Genomic DNA, 18,635 nt, shown 5'->3' with positions numbered 1-18,635 from the left:
GGCGTTATGGCTGCATGCGCTCCGCGCGGAATCGGTAAACGGGGTATGTAAATCCGGAATCGGGTTAGGCGCTCTTTGTGCGCGGCGGTGTATCTTTGTATCGTAAAAAATGAATGCAACGATGAAAACGGATTACGAAGAGCTCCGCATCGACTGTGCCCATCAGAGCGCCGAGGAGCTGGCGCTGGCACGCGAGCAGGCGCAGCTGCTCTTTCGGTTCAACCAGACGATGCCGATGACCGAAGAGTACGACCAACTCATGCACCGACTCTTTCCCCGCATGGGCGAGGGGAGCGTCGTGCGTACGCCGCTGACGGTGGTGCGGCCCCACTGCGTGACGATTGGCCGCCGGGTGACGGTCATGAACGGTGCGCTGATGATGGCCGCCGGCGGCATCACCATCGACGACGACGTGCAGATTGCCGCCAACGCGCAGCTGGTCTCGAACAACCATGACCTGGTCGACCGGATGGTCATCACCTGCCGTCCGGTCCGCATCTGCCGCCGCGTCTGGATTGGCGCCGGGGCGACGATTCTGCCCGGCGTGACCGTCGGTGAGAACAGCGTGGTGGGGGCCGGAAGCGTCGTGACGCACGACGTCGAGCCCAATACGATTGTGGCAGGCAACCCCGCCCGGCTTATCCGCCGCCTGAGCGACGAGGAGATTGCCGGCGCCGCAGCCCTTGCCGGGCGCACCGAGTAAATGATGCCGGCTGCGCACGGTGCCGCTGTCTCTGACGGGTGCCGGTGTCGGCCGGAAATACCTCCGTCTATAACCAAACCGATTATATCATGAAAGCCAAAACCCTCTCCACGCTTGCCATGCTCCTCTTCGCGGGAGCGCAGGCTTCGGGGCAGAGCGCCCCGGCACACGGCGGCGCCTCGCCGCGTACGCTCGTCGTCTACTTCTCGGCGACGGGAACAACGGCCGCTGCGGCCCGCAACATCGCGGCCGCCACGGGCGGCACCCTCTGCGAGATTGTGCCCGAGAAGCCCTACACGTCGGCCGACCTGAACTGGCGCGATGACCGTTCGCGCAGCTCCCGGGAGATGAACGACGCCGAGGCGCGCCCCGCGATTCGTCCCGCAGGGGTGCGTGTCGAGGAGTACGACGTCGTCTTTCTGGGCTATCCCGTCTGGTGGAACCTCGCGCCGCGGGTCGTCAACAGCTTCATCGAGCAGCACGACCTGAGCGGCAAGCGCATCATCCCCTTCGCTACCTCGGGAAGCAGCAGCATCGCGGGCAGTGTCGCCGCCCTGCGGCGCAGCTATCCCGAGCTGGAGTGGTCGGCCGGGCGGCTGCTCAACGGCATGAGCCGCGAAGCCGTCGCCGACTGGGCACGCAGCGCCGCGGCCGGACGCAACTGACCCGCACTGCGCGGCGCAGCGCAACGCAACGCAACTGGTTCGCGCTACGCCCTGTCGAGCCTCTGTCCCGCTCCCGTCTCGTGTTGTGCTGCCGTTCTGCTTCCGCCCCGCGACGCGCACTGTTGTGCCGCTGACACGCGGCATGCAGCCATGCAGCGGGGGACGGTCGGAATGAAGCCCTCCGTCACTTTGTCGCCTTGACCACAAGCAGCTCCCTCCAGTCGGTCGTATAGCGGGGCGAGAGGTGCTCGCGGTTCATGCGGAAGGGCTCGGTGCCCTGCGCCGCGACGACGAGCCTCCCCTTGCCGCAGCTCTTGTTGACCGCATCGAGGACCTTCATCAGCCGTGCGTGTTTCTCGTGCTCGGCCGGTGTGAAGAGAGAACCCTGAAGTTCGGAAGCCGGCGTAATCTGCGCGAGCAGCACGCCGGCCTTTTTGTATCCGTACCCCGGCTGGAAAATCTGCCGCAGGGCGATGCGGGCCTGCCGCACCAGCTCGAGCGAGCTGTCGGTCGGGTCGGGGATGAGCGACAGCCCCGTCACGCAGCGCTGGGGCTGCTCCTCGCGGTGGCGGTTGGTGAGCAGGTAGCACTGCACCTCGCGGCAGACCGAGTGCTCGGCGCGCAACTTCTCGGCGCACATCGAGGCGAACTCGGCCACGATGCGCTCCAGCTCTTCGAGCGTGTATATTTCGCGGGGAAAGCTGCGCGAGACGGTAATCTGCTGCTTGCGCTGGGGCATCTGCTCGAAGGAGATGCACTCGACTCCCCGCAGCTCATTCCAGGTGCGCAGCCCCGTGATGCCCATGCGTGCGCGGACCCACTCCTGCGGCAGCTCGACGAACTGACGGGCCGTGACGAGCCCCATGCGGTCGAACATCCGCCCGTAGCGGCGCCCGATGCCCCAGACATCCCGCAGCGGGAAGCAGCCCAGCACCTTGTCGATATCCTCCGCGCGGTGCATGTAGCAACATCCCTCGAGCCGCGGGTACTGCTTGGCCAGCTTCGAGGCGATTTTGGCCAGCGTCTTGGTCGGGGCGATGCCGATGCTGACCGGGATGCCCGTGTTGCGGCGGATGGTGCGCCCGATGCTGCGGCCCAGCTCGTCGAAGGGGCCGTCGACGCCCCGCAGGTCGAAGAAGGCCTCGTCAATCGAGTAGACCTCGATGCCGGGAACCAGCGCGCGCAGCGTCGCCATCACCCGCCGCGACATGTCGCCGTAGAGGGCGAAGTTGGCCGAGAAGACTGCCACCTGCCCCCGCTCGATGAGCGGCCGCACCTGGTAGAAGGGCTGCCCCATGCCGATGCCGAGGGCTTTGGCCTCGTTCGAGCGGGCGATGATGCAGCCGTCGTTGTTCGAGAGCACCACGACGGGGCGTCCCACGAGGTCGGGCCGGAAGACCCGCTCGCAGGAGGCATAGAAGTTGTTGCAGTCGCAGAGTCCGTACATTGCAGCGGTTATTTGAAGCTCTTGATGACGTGGCGGACAACGCCCCAGATGAGGAATTCGTTGCCGGCGTCGACCCGGAGCGGGCGGTATTTCGGGTTCGAAGGCATGAGCCATGCGCACCCCTTTTCGAGCCGCACGCGCTTGACGGTGAATTCACCGTCGACGTAGCAGACGGCGATGCAGCCGTCGTAGGGGTCGACCGCCCGGTCGACGATGAGCAGGTCGCCGTCGCCGATGCCGTCGCCGGCCATGCTGTCGCCCGCCACGCGCACGAAGAAGGTCGACGCGGGGTTGTGGACCAGCTCGCGGTTCAGGTCGAGCGGAGTGTCGAGGAAGTCGTCGGCCGGCGAGGGAAAGCCCGCCCGGACGGTGCTGCCCGCCACGGGAAGCTCCTGCCGTGTGGTGAGGTCGGGAGCGTGGAAGGTCAAGGTCTTGTTCTTCTTTTCGTTCATCTCGTTGTCTGCATCACGTTTGTCTTTTTTATCTTTTCTCTTTCTGCGGCTCTCCTTCGGTTTTTTGCGCTTTGCCGTATTTTCCCCGCTTTTTTGCGTTTTTGCCGACTCAGCCTCCTCCTTTGCCCCTTTCGGCCGCCTCCTCAGAGCCTTTTCCGATGCTTTCCCGGGGGCTTGTGGCTCTATCCGCCTCTTTGCGGGTTGGGGCAAAAGCCGCGCCGCAACGACGCCGGGGCGTGGGCCCGGACTGACGCCGCTTGGACTGGGTTGTGCCGCCGCCCGGACCGGGATTGCGTTTCCGCCCGGGATTGGGCTGCTCCCTCCGTCTGGGTCCGTGGTGCCGCCGCTCTGGTCCGGACGCCCGGCCGGGGGTGGGGTAGCGGCCTATTTGATGCGGAACACGCCGCTGTCGTCGTCGCGGTTCTCGATGCGCTGCCGCATGGCGGCCCGTCTGCGTCCCGTTTCGAAGCTCCACGAAAGGCTCAGCGCCACGGCGTGGTCCTTGCTCCTCAGGTGGTAGTCCGTGTTGTGGCGTACCACGCTTTCGGGAATGGTGCGGTTCGAGTATCGGTCCTGCATGAAGGGGAAGAAGCACTGAAGCACAACGCGCAGGGAGCCGTGCGTATATCCCAGACTGACGTAGGAGGCCTTCTCGATGCCGCTCTTGTAGAGCCCCGAAAGATAGGTGCCCCCGAGTGGTAGAGGTCGAACGAGAAGTTCCGGTAATTGGCCGAGAGGTAGAGCGTGACGGGAAAGCTCCAGCAGCGATAGGTCGCGGATGCCTCCGACGGCTGGAAAAGCTGCTGTGCGGCCTCTGCGCTGCCGCCGATGCGCAGGAACTTCCAGGGCGTCCAGTCCAGATTGAGCTCGAAGCCGCGGCGGATGTCCCGCTTGGCGTTGTCGGTCTGGAGCAGCATGCAGCCGTCGCCCGAACGGTAGGAGTCGAACAGGCTGTTGCGCGTCTGTTCGTGGAAAAGCGCCGCCTGCAGCGAGAACCTCCGCAGCTGGAGGTCGTAGCTCAGCCTCCAGCTCTGGCGGTGTGCGTTTTTCAGCTCGGCATTCCCCGTCTGGTAGAAATCGCTCATGAGCAGAATCCGCGCCTCGGACATCTGCTGCATCTCCGGCATCCGGGTGTCGGAGTCGTAGGCCAGGCGCAGCGTGTTGGCCCGGTCGATGGCGTAGCCGAGCATCACGACCGGCGTGAAGGTGAGGTGGCGGAAGCCGCCCTCACCCGAGCGGATGTCAGCCGTGGCGCCCAGACTGGCTCGGTAGAGCCATGAATGGAGCTTGCCGCTGATTTCCGCATAGAGGTAGTGCTTTTGCGTGTTGATTCTTTCGCTCTGCGGCTGCCCGGAGACCGAGTTGCGCAGCCGGTTCGACAGGAAGTTGCATTGGCTGCGGTAGCCGACCGTGAGCTGGGCGCGGGAGAAGCGGTGGAGGTAGGCCGCCTCGCCAATCAGGCTGCTCTTCCGGTTGTCGAGCAGCATCAGGTCGTCGAATCCCGTGGTGCCGCTCTCCGTCGAACGGGTTCGCTGACGGTTGTCGAAATAGCTTCCCACAAGGTTGACAACCAGCGTGCTGCGCTCCGAGAAGTATTTCGCGAAATAGAGGTCGAGCGTCGGTACGAGGCTTTCGGTGCGGTCGGTCAGACGCCCCGTGCGCTCCTCCTGCAGCGTGTTCCGTGCAAAGGAGATGCGTTTGTCGGCCTCCATCCACTCGTTGTCCGTATGGGCCGATGCCTTGATTTGCAGGTCGTAGCTCTGCTCCCTGCTGCGCGTATAGGTCAACCCGAAGTTGTGCTGGTGGCCCCACTTCAGGCTCTCGCGCAGATAGTCGTAGAGGTAGTTCTCCTCGCCGATTCGGTAGGCGTAGCGGCCCGTTTCCCGGTTCCGGACCTCCCGTTTCATGTTGATGTGGGCGCCGTAGTGGAACGTGAAGCGATTGTCGCCTCTGACGTGGGAGAGTGTGATGGAGGCATTCGAGAACATCTGTCCCAGTGTTCCGTAGAGGTTGCCGCTCCAACCCGCATCGAGCGGTTTGGTGAGGATGTTGACCACCCGTTCGGCATCGTTCATGTAGCGAATCGGCGGGACGTCGTAGAGTTCGACCTTGCGTATCTTGTCGGCCGGAATCAGCCTCAAATCCTCGTCCGAAGCCTTGATGCCGTTGATGAGCAGCAGCAGCCTCTTCCCGTTGACCGTTGCCAGCGCGTCGGAGGTCCTGTCGATGCGGAGATTGGGCAGCGTGGCGACCAGCTCGCGGCCGTCGGATACCTGCGCGATTTGGGCCTCGGAGAAGAGGTAGGAGCTTTTGTCGATGCTCCGAATGCTCCGTTCCCCCTCGACAACCACCTCGCCGATGGACATGGAGTCGCGCTGCAGGAGCAGGTCGCAGCTCCGGCTCCTCGCGGCCTGCAGCCGTGCGGAGGCGGTTTTGTATCCCACGAATGAAGCCTTCAGCAGATACGCTCCGGGGGCGACCCCCTCGAATGCGTATCGGCCCGAGAGGTCCGAGGCCGTGCCCTGCACCATGCTCAGCGTGTCGCTGCCGTGGAGCAGGACAACGTTGGCAAACGGAACGGGCCGATGCTGTTCGTCGACGATTCGCCCCGAAATCGTCAGGCTCTGTCCCAGACAGAGCTGACAGCCGAGCGTGGCAATCAGTATGGCGAGGATTCTCATTGTTTCGGACGTGGGGTAGAGGGAACAAAGATAATGAAAAAACGGTCGCGCAGCCGCCGCAAGGCAGCGGATGGCCGCACTGCCCGGCACCTGACTCCTGCCGCCTGCCGGGCGGCCCGCGTCAGCCAATCAGCCTCCGTAGACGGCTCTCGGGAACGGCGGGAAAGAGCTCCCGGAAGTGGTCGCGGATGCGCTCGAACGACTCCTCGGGCGTACGCTCGGTCCGAAGCGGGCCGTAGAGCGATTCGGGTGCCATGTAGCGCGCCACGCCCCAGCCGTAGGGGTTGCCGTGGCGGTCGATGTTGTATTCGAAGTCGGCGATGACCAGCCGTGCCTCCATCTGCAGCCGCGTGAGAATCGGGTCGAGCGATATTTTCTCATCCTCGGCCACCTCCGATTCGAGGTCCGCCGCCGTCCGCCGCCCGCGCCCCTTGGCAAAGCCCAGCATCCGGCGCAGCTCCTTGATGGTGGCCGACCCTTCGGCCAGAATCGTCTGCAGTACCACGTCGTCGAGCGCCGCCGCGTCGTCGTTCGGCGCCAGATGCAGCGAGCGGCGGTAGTTGGCCCAGTCGGGCAGCCATGCGCGGCTGACGAATCCCGCCTTGCGGTTGAAGAACTTGCCGTAGGCGCACTGCCCGTCGCGGATGATGGGGCCCTTCCACTCCCAGGCCCCCTCCTCGTCGGTAAACCAGTACTCGCGGGCGACCATCTCCTCGATGGAGAAGCCGGGGATGCCGCATCGGAAGAAGGGGAGGAAGCCGAGCTCCAGACAGCGCTCCTCCACGTCGGTCGGACTTTCCAGAAGGTGTTGTTCCATAATTCAGATTCAGATTCTTTTGTCTCTTTTGCCTCGGACCCGTTTCCGGGCAACGGCTCCGGACTATGTTTCCGGGCTGCTGCTCCGGGCAGTATCTCCGGGTTGCGCCTTCGGACTATGCTCTCGGCAGTGCCTTCGGCCGCCTTACAGGACGTGCTTTTTTGCCGAGCACGTTGCGTCCGGCATGCTGCCTTCCCCGGTCGGGTCTTGACGCAAAGATACGATTTTTCCGTATAGCCTCTTTCTTCTTACCCGGGAAAAGGGGGCTTCGGATTCACTCCGACTATCATGCCGTGCTCATGCGACAGCTCTTGCCGGTCCCGACCATCCTGTAGTGAACCCGTGCCGGCCTCTCCGTTGCCGGGCGGTATGCGGTGCCGCACCCTTGCGTTGGGCGAGTGCGGCGACGGAATTTTGCCCTGCAACCGCAGTCGGATGAAAAAAAGTGGCGAAAAAATTTGCGGTTTTCAAAAATGGCTGTATCTTTGCACTCGCAATACCGAAAGGGGTGCGTTAGTTCAGCTGGTTAGAATACGTGCCTGTCACGCACGGGGTCAGGGGTTCGAGTCCCCTACGCACCGCAAACAAGGGTGTAAATCAAGTAGTTACGAGATTTACACCCAATTTTACACCCAAAAATCAAGCAACTATATTATTTTTCTTGAGTGTAATCTCGAGATCTTCTCTCCCCGATTAATCGCTACTTTATTGGAAAAATAAAATAGCGATTCTTCTTTTTTTGGGTGGTAGCGAGAGCATCCCTATCGGACAAAAACTTTTTGCAATATAAAAAAATTCCTACATTTGCTGATGTAAACCACAAAACCACGCAGTCATGAAAAACGAATTCGGCTCATTGAGCATTGAAAACGGGAACGTGACCATCGAGCTTTCATCGGATGGAACGGTCTGGATGACGCAATGGCAAATTGCGCGACTGTTCGGAGTTTTTGTGGCAGCCATCAACAACAATATTCGTTCAATCTACAAGTCAAAGCATGTGAACGAATACCGCACGCATCGAATGTCCGGCTATGTAGATTTCTACAATCTGGAGATGATTGCCGCTTTGTCATTCTGTGTGGGCAGTATGGAATCCGAAGCCTTCCGGAAATGGCTGCTTTACCGACCACAGCAGAAAATGATCGTCATGCAAGTCGACGCAGACGATCGACAAAAGGTAAGTTAACTCCTCACACTACCGTTAAGATTAAGAGCAATTCCATGATGGAATTGCTCTTTTGTTACATCCGGTGGTCTTGCATGCGACACACGCCCTCTTACCCGATCTGCAGGGTGAAGGTCACTCGCCGGTCGGTGTTGCTTGTCAGGCGCAGCGAGCCGCCGTGCAGCTGCATGATTCTCCGCGAGAGGCTCAGCCCGATGCCCGAACCGTCGGGCTTGGTCGTGTAGAAGGGGGTGAAAATGTTCTCGGCAACCTCCGCAGGGATGGCCCCGCCGTTGTTGCTGAACTCGATGACGACGTGCTCGGCCGCGTCGATGCGCGAGCGGATTTCGATTTCGCCATCCGGCCGTCCGGCAATCGCCTCGCGGGCATTCTTGAGCAGATTGACGGCAACCTGTCCCAGCTGGACCTTGTCGGCGTAAATCATCGTGTCGGCCGGTTCGATGTCGACCCGAATCCGCAGGGCATCCTCGCTGGCCGCCGTCAGCACCTCGGCCTGCCGGATAAGCTCGCGCACCTCGAACGGCTCGCGCTGCGGCGCCGGAATCCGCGTGAAGCGCCGGTAGCTGTCGACGAAGGAGACCAGCCGCCGGCTCGTCGCCGAGATGGTCTCCAGCCCGCGCTTGACGTCGGGGTCCATCGGCCGGTCGATGTCGAGCAGCGTCTGGCTGAGCGAGGTGACCGGCGCCAGCGAGTTCATGATTTCGTGGGTCAGGATGCGCGAGAGCTTGCTCCACGATTCGACCTGGATTTCGCTCACCTCGCTGTTGATGTCGCTCACGGAGATGACCCGGCGGTGCCTCTCTTCGAGCGTGATTTCGGCGCAGCCCAGCGTCAGCGTCATCTCGCCCGTCTCGGTCGTGTACGAGATGCGCAGCTTCTCGCCGGGGCGGATGGCGGCCAGCGCCCGCGCCGCTTCGGGAGCCGACTGCTCGAGCTGCCGGATGTGGGTGAGGCGCTGCAGACCGAAGATGCGCAACGCCTCGCCGTTGGCCTGGTAGACGCTGCCCGTGTCGTTGACCGTGATGAGCCCCGTCTGGGCGCTCTCCATGATGAGCTGGTAGTAGCGTTCGCGCTCCTCGGCCTGCAGCTTGGTCCGCGCGAGAATTTCCTTGATGCGGTTGAGCGCCGTGTTGAGCATTGTGTTGTCGACCGTCGAGGGGTCCTCGTTGAAGCGGAAGGTGAGGTCGTCGCTGTCTATAGCGTTGAACATGAAGGTGACGCGCCGCACCGAATCGCCGTAGTGGTGGAGAATCCGCGCGATGGCGAGCGCCATGACGGGAAGGTCGAGCAGCATGAAGGGATAGAGCCTCCGGGCGAGAATCCACCCACAGGCAGCCGAGGCCAGCGCAAGCACCACGCTCCAGGTGATGATGGGACCGTATGCGATGCCTTTGGGGAGTTTCATAATCCGTAGCGTTTGATTTTGTTGTAGAGCGTCTGGCGCGTGATGCCCAGCTGGCGGGCCACCTCGGTCATGTTGCCGCCGCAGCGCTCCATGGCGCGGGCAATCATCGAGCGCTCCATCTCGTCGAGGGTCGTGACGTCGGACTCGGCAGGGGAGGGCGCTTCGGTGGGGCGCAGCAGCAGCGTCGATGGGGTAATCATGGGGCCGTCGCAGAGGATGACGGCCTTCTCCACGGTGTGCTGCAGCTCGCGGATGTTGCCCGCCCAGGGATAGGCCTCCATCTCACGCGCGGCCTCGGCATCGAACCCCTCGATGTGCTTGGCATACCTGGCGGCGTAGCGGTGCAGGAACTCCCCGGCCAGCGGAAGGATGTCCTCGCGGCGCTGGCGCAGGGGCGGCAGGTCGATGTGAATCGTGTTGATGCGGTAGAGCAGGTCCTCGCGGAATGCGCCCTGTTCGACCATCTTGTAGAGGTCGCGGTTCGTGGCCGAGATGAGGCGGATGTCGACCGTGACGGGGGTGTTGCTCCCCACGCGGAAGATGCGGCCGCTCTGGAGCGCCGTCAGCAGCTTCGACTGCAGGTGCGGCGGCAGGTTGCCGATTTCGTCGAGGAAGAGCGAGCCGTGGTTGGCCACCTCGAACTTGCCGGCGCGGTCCGCCCGGGCGTCGGTGAAGGCCCCCTTGACGTGGCCGAAGAGCTCGCTCTCGAAGAGCGTCTCGGGCAGGGCACCCATGTCGACCGGGACCATCAGCTCGCGGCGGCGGGCCGAGCGGCGGTGAATTTCGCGCGCGAGCATCTCCTTGCCCGTGCCGTTCTCGCCCGTGATGAGGATATTGGCGTCCGTTGCGGCCACCTTCTCGACCAGCTCGCGGATGCGCGCCATGGCCGGGCTCGTACCCCAGAACATCGGCTCCTCGTTGGTCAGCTCGCGCTTGATTTCCTTCAACTGCTTCACCTCGCGCTGCGAACGCGAGAGGTTGTAGGCGCCCTGCAGGGCGGCCACCAGACGCTCGTTGTCCCACGGCTTGACCACGAAGTCGACCGCTCCGTCACGCATGGCCCTCACCGCAAGGTCGATGTCGGCATAGGCCGTGAAGAGCACCACCTTGATGTCGGGATAGTTGCGGTGAATCTCCTGCAGCCAGTAGAAGCCCTCGTTGCCGGTGTTGATGCCGGCCGAGAAGTTCATGTCGAGCAGGATGACGTCGACCGGCTCGCGGCGCAGCGTCGTCAGCAGCTGATTGGGCGACGGAAGCGTCACCACGCGAGCGAAGTAGTTGCCCATGAGCAGCTGGACGGCTGCCAGAATGCTGCGGTTGTCGTCGACGACAAGTAGCGTACCCTCTTTCTCTTTGGCCATATATACGAATGTCGTTGGGGCGCTCCGGCTGGGATGTTCGCGGCGATGGCGGCTGCTCCCGGCCGGGCGATTCCGGTGTTCGGTGCGCTAAAATTACGCTTTTCGCCGCGAAAAACGGTCCATCCTGTCCAGAATTTTTACGGGAGTGTAAAAATATTTTACAGACGGTGCCGTGAGTGTTCTGTGCTTTACGTTGTTAATCAGCGTATTGTATGTTTTGGCACGGGGTTGGCATCGTTTGGGGGCAAAAGAACAAAAGTCTGAAATTCGTATGAAACGAACAGTTTTAATCCCTCTGCTGTCTATTTTCTGGACACTCGGTCTGATGTCCCTGCTTGCGGCGGCACCCGTGCCGTCGGACATGCAGGGTGCGGCAGCCGCGCAGGCTGCTCCGGGCGGAGCCGACTCGGTAAAGAGCGTCCCGGCTGCTCCGGCCGCTTCCGCTGCCGATTCCGTGGCTGATTCGGAGTCCGCTCCGGCCGCTTCCGCTGCCGATAACGCGGTCTCCACGGCCGAAGGGGAGCCGGCGCCGATGACGCTCGAGGAGTGCATGCGCTACGCCGTCGAGCACAGCCCCGCCGTGCAGCGTCAGGCCTACACCAACCGCAACTACCGCCAGAATTATATCGAATCCGTCGCTGCGCTGGTCCCCTCGGTGAGCGGCACGGTCGGCGCCTCGACCAGCTTCGGCCGTTCGGTAGACCCCGAGACCAATACCTATACCGACGTCTCGAACTTCGACAACTCCTACTCCCTCTCGGGGCAGCTGCCCCTCTTTGCCGGACTTACCGGCATCAACACCGTGCGTGCCGCCCGCGTCATGCGCCTGCAGGGGGTCGAGGAGCTGCAGCTGGCCCGCGACGAGATTGCGCTGAAGACCATGCAGGCCTACTTCGACGTGGTCTACTACACCGAGAGCGTGCGGCTGGCCCGCGAGCAGCTCAAGACCAGCACGGCCGAGCTCGAGAAGAGCCGCAAGCTCTTCGATTTGGGGCTGAAGAGCGCCGCCGACGTGGCGGAGGTCGAGTCGCAGCAGGCCTCGGATGACTACCTCCTGACGCAGCAGGAGAACAACCTCGCGCTGGCCGAAATCGCTCTGGGCGAGGCGATGAACTACCCGGCCGACCGGCCGCTGCGCGTCGATACGGCGGTGGCCATCGAGACGCCGGCCGGTGTCGCCCCCTTCGACGAGGTGCTCGGCAATGCGCTGGAGAACAACCCCAAGGCGGTGGCGGCGCAGTACGACGTGCGCCATTCGAAGCTGCAGTTCTCCGTGGCCAAGGGCAACCTCTATCCCTCGCTCTACGTCGGGGGCGGCTACTCGACCAACTTCTTCATGAGCCTCGACAACCGTTCGCTCTATGCCTCGTTCCCCAGCCAGTTCCGCGACAACCGCGGCTTCTACGTCTCGGCGCAGCTGAACATCCCTATCTTCGGAGGGCTCTCGCGCCGCACGGCGCGCAACCGCGCCCGCAACAACTGGCGCATCGCCCAGCAGACCCGCACGGAGACCCTCCGCACGCTCCAGAGCGAGGTGGCGCAGGCCTACCAGCAGATGCTGGGCTACGGCAAGGAGTTCGTCCAGGCCTCGAAGAAGAGCGACGCCGCGCGGCTGGCCTACGAGGCCATTGCGGGCAAGTACGAGCGCGGCATGGTCTCGGCCCTCGACCTGCAGACGGCAGCCGACAAGCTGCTTCAGGCCCGCTCCGAGCGGCTGCGCGCCCGGTTGCAATACATCATCAAGGTGCGGCTGGTGGCCTACTACAACGGCGAGCCGCTCATCCGATAACCCGAATCCCACAGATTGAAAAAACCGATACACACCATGGATATTCGCATTGAAAAGAAAAAGGGGCTGCGTGCCCTCTTCACCAAACGGGGCATTCCCTATCTCGCAGGAGCCGTGCTCCTCATCTTCGTCGTCTGGCTGCTCGTGCGCGGCAACTCTTCGAGGCTGCGCATCGACGCCCGCACCATCTCGGTGGGCGAAGTCGCCCGCGGCGAGTTCAACGACTACATCCGCGTCACGGGGCAGGTGCAGCCCATCACGACCGTGCAGTTGAGTCCCCTAGAGGCGGGCGTCGTCGAGCGGCTCGTGGTCGAGGAGGGTGCCTCGGTCCACAAGGGCGACGTGCTCGTGGAGCTGAGCAACACGTCGCTCACGCTCGAGATTCTCAACAGTGAGGCCGAGCTGGCCGAGAAGCAGAACATCCTGCGCAACACGCTCATCTCGATGGAGCAGCAGAAGCTCGACCTGCGGCTCGACAAGGTGCAGCTGGACCTCGACGTCGAGCGCAAGCGCCGCACCTGGCAGCAGAACGAGGAGCTCTACCGCAACAACCTCATAGCCCGCGAGGATTGGCTCCAGTCGAAGGAGGACTACGAACTGGCCGCCAAGAAGCGCGAGTTGAACATCGAGCGGCAGGTGCAGGATTCGCTCTACCGCACGGTGCAGATTGAGCAGATGGAGGACAACCTGGCCAACATGAAGCGCAACATGGAGCTCATCCGCCAGCGCATCGGCAACCTGCAGGTCAAGTCGCCGATTGACGGCGAAGTGGGGCTGCTCGACGTCGTGCTGGGACAGTCGGTCACCTCGGGACAGAAAATCGGCCAGGTGAACGACCTGTCGGACTACAAGGTCGAGGCGCAGATTGACGAGAGCTATATCGACCGCGTGCGTGCAGGGCTCGACGCCACCTTCGAGCGGCAGGACACCGCCTTCACGATGCGCCTGAGGAAGGTCTATCCCGAGGTGCGCAACGGTCAGTTCCGCGCCGACTTCACCTTCGTGGGGGCCCATCCGCGCAACATCCGCAGCGGCCAGACCTACTACCTGCACCTCGAGCTGGGACAGCCGACCGATGCGGTCATCATCCCCCGCGGCTCGTTCTACCAGTCGACGGGCGGCGCCTGGATTTACGTACTGGCCCCCGAGGGCGACCGTGCCTACAAGCGTCAGATTCGCATCGGACGTCAGAACCCGCAGTACTACGAGGTGCTCGAAGGGCTGGAGCCGGGCGAGCGGGTCATCGTCTCGGGCTACGAGAACTACGGTGACAACGACGTGCTGATTCTCAACAAGTAATAATCGTTGTTGCAGATGTTCCGCCAACTCGATATCCGCTCGTGGCTCACCTTTCTGAGCCGCAACCGCCTCTACACGGCCGTCAACTTCATCGGACTGGCTCTGGCGCTGGCCTTCGTGCTGCTTGTGGCCGACTACACGGCCCGCCAGCTCACGGTCGACAGCTACCAGACCAAGGCAGACCGCATCTATGCCGTCTGCTCCGAGGAGTCGGTCGCCAGCGGCTACTACCTCCAGAAGTATCTGCGCGACCGCTATCCCGAGATTGAATCGACCTGTGCCGTGGCCTTCTTCGAAGATTCGGATGCGGGTACGACCCCCGTCGAGATCGGCCGGCAGAAGTTCCTCGCCTCGGTGCTCCATGCCGACACGACCTTCTTCCGGATGTTCGATTTCACGCTGCTCGAGGGTTCGCGTGAAGAGGCGCTTGCCGCCCGCGAGAACGTCGTCCTCTCGGAGTCGTTCGCCCGCAAGGTCTTCGGGACGTTCAACCCGCTGGGTCAGACGCTCCGCGTGGACAACGACGAGCGCGTCTATGTCGTCAGCGGCGTCATGCGCGACATCGAGCGCTCGACGATTCCTGCGGCCGACATCGTCATGCGGGCCGAGCGCATCACCGAGACCAATGCGGCCAACGACGAACGCATGTCCAACAGCGGGGCCGGCGTTACGTTCCTGCTCGCCCGCAAGGGGGCCAACCTGCAGGCCAAGGTCCCCGACATGCTCGCCTTCTTCAAGGAGATTTATTGGCCCTATATAGGCAATGTCGTCCAGCAGGTGCGGCTCATCCCGCTGCGCCAACTCTATTTCGAGCCGACCAACAACACCTACCGACTGGCTCACGGCAGCCGGTCGTTCCTCTACATCCTGCTGGGCGTGGGGCTCGTGGTGCTCGTCTTTGCCGTGATGAACTACATCAACCTCACGGTGGCGCAGGCCGGATTCCGGGCCCGCGAGATGGCTGCCCGGCGGCTGCTCGGCGCCTCGCGCGGAGACATCTTCCTCAAGTGGATGCTCGAATCGACGCTCTTCTGCGCCGCGGCGCTGCTCTTCGCCTCGAGCATCGCGGAGCTGTTCGTGCCGTGGGCCTCGCAACTCCTCGGCACGAAGGTCGCCGTCTGGAACGACTTCTCGGTGCCGGTTGCAGGCTGGTGCCTGCTGGCCGTTGTCGTGCTGGGCGTAATCTCGGGACTGGTGCCGGCACTGCTCGTGGCGCGCTATCAGCCCATCGACATCGTACGCGGCACCTTCCGCCGTCATGCCAAGACGGTTTACGGACGGGTGCTCATCGCCCTGCAGAACGTCATTACGATTGTCCTGCTCGCCGTCTCAATCACCATCGGACTCCAGATTCGCCATCTGGTCAACGCCCCGCTCGGATACGAAACGCACGATATCCTCGATATTGAAACCAGCATCTTTCCCGACCGGAGTGCGATGCGTCATTTCTGCGACGAACTGCGTTCGCTGCCCGAGGTCGAGGCCGTCGGCCTCGGATGCGGCACGCCCCACGACCGCGGCAACAACAACACCGTCCTGTATGGCCCCGACCGGATGGTCTCGTTTCAGGTCTTTATCGGCGACTCGACCTACTTCCGCATGCTGGGGCTCGAACGGCTGCGCGACAACCACGTGGCCGATGCGGACGGAAGTGCCGCGTCGCGGGATTTCTGGGCCTCGAATGTCTGGTACATCAACCAGTACGCTCTGCGCGAACTGGGCATTGCGGAGGATGCACCCGAATTCAAGGTGGGTGAGAACCTCTCCCAACCGATTGTCATTGCGGGCATCTACCGCGACTTTCAGGTCGGTTCGGCGCTCGATGCCCCGACCTCGGTGCTGCTGCGCGTGGTGAAGAACCCCGACGACTTCCAGCCCTGGAACATCCTCGTGAAGACCGGCAGGGACCACGCCGCAGCCTACCGGGCCGTCGAGGAGCTCTTCCAGCGGACGACCGACGGCGCCACCTTCACGGGGCGTTACGTCACCGATGAGATTGCCGACGACTTCGCGGCACAGCGGCGCCTGCTGCACATCGTCGGAATCTTCACCCTCGTGGCGCTGCTCATCTCCTCGCTGGGACTCTTCGCCATGGCGGCCTACTACATCCAGCAGAAACGGCAGGAGATTGCCGTGCGCCGCGTCTTCGGGGCCTCGCGCCGTGAGATGCTCACGCGTCTTGTGCGCAGCTTCATGGCGCTCGTGGGCGTGGCCTTCGTCATCGCCGTGCCAATTGCCGTCTGGGGGCTCCGGCGCTGGCTGGAGGAGTACAGCGTGCGCATCGCCCTCTCGCCGTGGATTTTCCTCGCTGCCGGCATTTTTGCCGCGATTGTGGCGCTGCTTTCGGTTGGATGGCAGAGCCGTCGCGCCGCCGATGCCGACCCCGTCGAATCGCTCAAGAACTGATTGAACCCGTTTTCCATGAAAATCGCCCTTCATAACTTCCTCACCACGCTGCGGCGCTACAAGGCTTCGTCGCTGCTCAACATCGTCGGACTGACGCTTGCCTTCACGGCCTTCTACGTCATTCTGGTGCAGGTGCGCTGGGAGCTCACCTTCAACCGCGCCATCCCCGAGGCCGAACGCATCTATCTGGTGGCCCCCCGCTCGCCGTTCGACGAAACGGGATACTCAATCTGCTCGACACGTCCCGACGGCGAACAGCTCATCGCCGGCTCACCCGAGATTGAGGCCGGCGGCTGCATTCGCCCCTGGCGCTGGGACCAACCCGTGTGGGTAAAGCGCCACGGCGAGTTCCTCCGTTTCCGGATGTCGCTCAACACCGTCTCGAAGGGTTTTCTCGAGACCGTGGGGCTGCGCACCGTCGAGGGGAATCTCGCAGCGCTCAGTCAGCCCAACAGCATCGCCCTCTCGCGCTCGCAGGCCGCGCGGCTCGGCGTGCATGCAGGCGACATCCTCTGGCTCGGCGACCAAGAGGAGAAACGTGTCGATACGCAGCACGAGGTGGTGGCCCTCTACGAGGATTTCCCCGCGAACAGCTCCTTCGCGCACATCGTCGCCGTGACCGATGTCGGCGACCGGGACATGACCCCCTCCTACTGGAACGACTGCTACTTCGTCCGCCTGCATGCGGGGGCCGACCCCGACGTCCTGGCCCGCCGCTGGGAGCAGATTCACCGGAAGAACTACCGCGACTACATGGAGCGCATGGCCCCCATCTGGGGCGAGGAGCTGACCGAGGAGGAGATGGAGGACCCGTGCGACTGCCTGCTCGTGCCGCTCGATGGAATCTATTTCGACCGTCGGGTCTTCGACGGCATGGGCACCTTCCCCGGCGGCTCCACGACGCTGACCTACGCGCTGCTGAGCGTGGCGGTGCTCGTCATCCTCATTGCGCTGATTAACTTCGTCAACTTCTTCTTCGCCCTCGTCCCCGTGCGGCTGCGGGCGGTCAACATCTTCAAGGTCTTCGGCGCCCCGACCCGCTCGCTGCGCTTCAACTTTCTGGTCGAGGCCCTCGGATTCGTCCTCATCGCTCAGCTCTGCGCCTGGTATGTCGCCGTGGCGCTGAAGGGCTCCGAGTTCGCGTCGTATGTCAGCAGCTCGCTCGCTCTGGGCGACAACCTCCCGGTGCTGGCCATCTCGCTGGGCATCTCGCTCGTTGCGGCGCTCGTCGCCGGCAGCTTCCCGGCGTGGTACATCACCTCGTTTAACCCGGCGATGGCCGCCAAAGGGTCGTTCGTCGGTTCGACGGCCGGACGCCGCTTCCGCACGGCGCTGCTCGGCGTGCAGTTCACCATCTCCATCGCGCTGATTGTCTTCTCGGCCTTTACGCTCCTGCAGCAGCGTTACGTCCGCCGCTACGACCTGGGATTCAACCACGAGCGGGTGTTGACCTTCCGGACCGCTTCGCAGCGACTGGTCCGTGCCGACCGCTTCGAAGAGTTTGCCTCGGCCCTCGAGCAGAATCCGCAGATTGTCGGCGTTACCGCGGGCCAGGGCCCGCTCGTCGCCGGAAACCTCTCGCTCTGGGGCCGGGAGGTCGCCGGCGAAGAGGTGATGATTCACGTGCGTCCGGTGCGCAGCAACTTCCTCGACGTGCTGGGCATTCCGGTCATCGCCGGCGAAGACTTCAAGCCCGGATACGACCGCGACACGACGCTGCACTACATCGTCAACGACCTGCTCGCCCGAAAGGGTGCCGGGCTCGGATTCCGGCTCGACGACGGCAATGTGGTCGGCATCTGTCCCGATTTCCACTTCCGGCCGCTGCAGTATCCCGTCGCACCGTTCGCCTTCGTGACCATCCCGGGCGACATGGAGTATTTCTTTGTGCGCATGGCCGCCGGAGCCGATTTCGAAGCGGTCTGCGACCATATCCGGAGGTGCGTCAAACGTCTCGACCCCGATTGCGAACCGCTCGAGATTCGCTTCCTGGACGAGGATATCAATGCCCAGTACGCCCGCGAGCGGCGCATTACGACCATCGTGGGGCTCTTCACGGTGCTGGCCGTTGTCATCGCCCTGATGGGGGTCTTCGGCATCGTGCTCTTCGAGACGCAGCACCGCCGCCGCGAGGTGGCCATCCGCAAGGTGATGGGCGCCACCACGCAGGAGGTGCTCCGCCTCTTCAACCGCCGCTACGTCCTGCTCGTTACGGTCTGCTTCCTCATCGCCGCGCCGGTGGGCTACTGGGCCGTCGACCGCTGGCTGGGTGCGTTTGCCTACCGCGTGCCGCTGCACTGGTGGCTCTTCGCCGCGGCCTATGTCGTGGTGCTTGCCGTCACGGTTGCCACCGTCACCTTCTGCTCGTGGCGCACGGCCAACGAGAATCCCGCCGACTGCGTGAAAACTGAATAATCAAAA

14 protein-coding genes and 1 tRNA gene are annotated in these 18,635 nt (G+C 63.2%); 8 read left to right on the top strand and 7 right to left on the bottom strand.

Going from position 1 to position 18,635, the window contains the following annotated elements; all coding sequences use genetic code 11:
• Nucleotides 1-121 precede the first annotated feature (121 nt).
• Nucleotides 122-703, top strand: a complete 582-nt coding sequence (locus B5F90_RS01845; protein ID WP_087360677.1) for a DapH/DapD/GlmU-related protein — start codon at nucleotides 122-124, stop codon at nucleotides 701-703.
• Nucleotides 704-792: 89 nt separating this feature from the next.
• Complete coding sequence (locus B5F90_RS01840; protein WP_087360675.1) at nucleotides 793-1,368, top strand: flavodoxin; 576 nt, start codon at nucleotides 793-795, stop codon at nucleotides 1,366-1,368.
• 184 nt (nucleotides 1,369-1,552) lie between these two features.
• Here B5F90_RS01840 and B5F90_RS01835 read toward each other — a convergent pair whose 3' ends face one another.
• From B5F90_RS01835 to B5F90_RS01820, 5 genes are all read right to left on the bottom strand, one after another.
• Nucleotides 1,553-2,815 carry a Y-family DNA polymerase gene (locus tag B5F90_RS01835; RefSeq protein ID WP_087360537.1) on the bottom strand — a complete coding sequence of 421 codons (1,263 nt, stop codon included), beginning with the start codon at nucleotides 2,813-2,815 and terminating at the stop codon, nucleotides 1,553-1,555.
• An 8-nt stretch (nucleotides 2,816-2,823) separates the two neighbouring features.
• Nucleotides 2,824-3,267 (bottom strand): translesion error-prone DNA polymerase V autoproteolytic subunit, encoded by a 444-nt coding sequence (gene umuD / locus B5F90_RS01830; protein WP_087360534.1) that lies wholly within the window; start codon nucleotides 3,265-3,267, stop codon nucleotides 2,824-2,826.
• Nucleotides 3,268-3,651: 384 nt separating this feature from the next.
• Complete coding sequence (locus tag B5F90_RS10960; RefSeq protein WP_162607736.1) at nucleotides 3,652-3,807, bottom strand: hypothetical protein; 156 nt, start codon at nucleotides 3,805-3,807, stop codon at nucleotides 3,652-3,654.
• Nucleotides 3,777-5,948 (bottom strand): TonB-dependent receptor, encoded by a 2,172-nt coding sequence (locus B5F90_RS01825; protein WP_087360531.1) that lies wholly within the window; start codon nucleotides 5,946-5,948, stop codon nucleotides 3,777-3,779. Before B5F90_RS01825 ends, B5F90_RS10960 begins: the two co-directional genes overlap by 31 nt.
• A gap of 121 nt (nucleotides 5,949-6,069) precedes the next feature.
• Nucleotides 6,070-6,765: a hypothetical protein gene (locus B5F90_RS01820; RefSeq protein WP_087360529.1), complete on the bottom strand. Its 696-nt coding sequence runs from the start codon at nucleotides 6,763-6,765 to the stop codon at nucleotides 6,070-6,072.
• A gap of 507 nt (nucleotides 6,766-7,272) precedes the next feature.
• Between B5F90_RS01820 and B5F90_RS01815 the strand changes: the two genes are divergently transcribed.
• Nucleotides 7,273-7,346, top strand: a tRNA-Asp gene (locus B5F90_RS01815).
• 254 nt (nucleotides 7,347-7,600) lie between these two features.
• Nucleotides 7,601-7,954, top strand: coding sequence for a hypothetical protein (locus tag B5F90_RS01810; protein WP_087360526.1), 354 nt, complete (start codon nucleotides 7,601-7,603; stop codon nucleotides 7,952-7,954).
• Nucleotides 7,955-8,045: 91 nt separating this feature from the next.
• On the opposite strand, the gene B5F90_RS01805 is transcribed toward B5F90_RS01810, so the two are convergent.
• Nucleotides 8,046-9,359 (bottom strand): ATP-binding protein, encoded by a 1,314-nt coding sequence (locus B5F90_RS01805; protein ID WP_087360523.1) that lies wholly within the window; start codon nucleotides 9,357-9,359, stop codon nucleotides 8,046-8,048.
• Nucleotides 9,356-10,720 (bottom strand): sigma-54 dependent transcriptional regulator, encoded by a 1,365-nt coding sequence (locus tag B5F90_RS01800; protein WP_087360520.1) that lies wholly within the window; start codon nucleotides 10,718-10,720, stop codon nucleotides 9,356-9,358. Before B5F90_RS01800 ends, B5F90_RS01805 begins: the two co-directional genes overlap by 4 nt.
• A 271-nt stretch (nucleotides 10,721-10,991) precedes the next feature.
• Here B5F90_RS01800 and B5F90_RS01795 point away from each other — a divergent pair, with 271 nt between their 5' ends.
• Genes B5F90_RS01795 through B5F90_RS01780 form a run of 4 tightly spaced genes read left to right on the top strand, consistent with a single transcriptional unit; the run spans nucleotide 10,992 to nucleotide 18,629 of the window.
• Nucleotides 10,992-12,509, top strand: a complete 1,518-nt coding sequence (locus B5F90_RS01795) for a TolC family protein (RefSeq protein ID WP_239307720.1) — start codon at nucleotides 10,992-10,994, stop codon at nucleotides 12,507-12,509.
• A 36-nt stretch (nucleotides 12,510-12,545) separates the two neighbouring features.
• Nucleotides 12,546-13,808, top strand: a complete 1,263-nt coding sequence (locus B5F90_RS01790) for an efflux RND transporter periplasmic adaptor subunit (protein ID WP_087360517.1) — start codon at nucleotides 12,546-12,548, stop codon at nucleotides 13,806-13,808.
• A 15-nt stretch (nucleotides 13,809-13,823) separates the two neighbouring features.
• Nucleotides 13,824-16,214, top strand: a complete 2,391-nt coding sequence (locus B5F90_RS01785; protein WP_087360514.1) for an FtsX-like permease family protein — start codon at nucleotides 13,824-13,826, stop codon at nucleotides 16,212-16,214.
• 15 nt (nucleotides 16,215-16,229) lie between these two features.
• The gene (locus B5F90_RS01780) at nucleotides 16,230-18,629 is read left to right on the top strand and encodes an ABC transporter permease (protein ID WP_087360511.1); all 2,400 of its coding nucleotides are present in this window, start codon (nucleotides 16,230-16,232) and stop codon (nucleotides 18,627-18,629) included.
• The last annotated feature ends 6 nt before the right edge of the window (nucleotides 18,630-18,635 follow it).

This window comes from Alistipes sp. An31A, from assembly GCF_002159425.1.
GTDB lineage: Bacteria > Bacteroidota > Bacteroidia > Bacteroidales > Rikenellaceae > Alistipes > Alistipes excrementigallinarum.
This window is presented reverse-complemented; position numbering and strand designations above follow the sequence as displayed.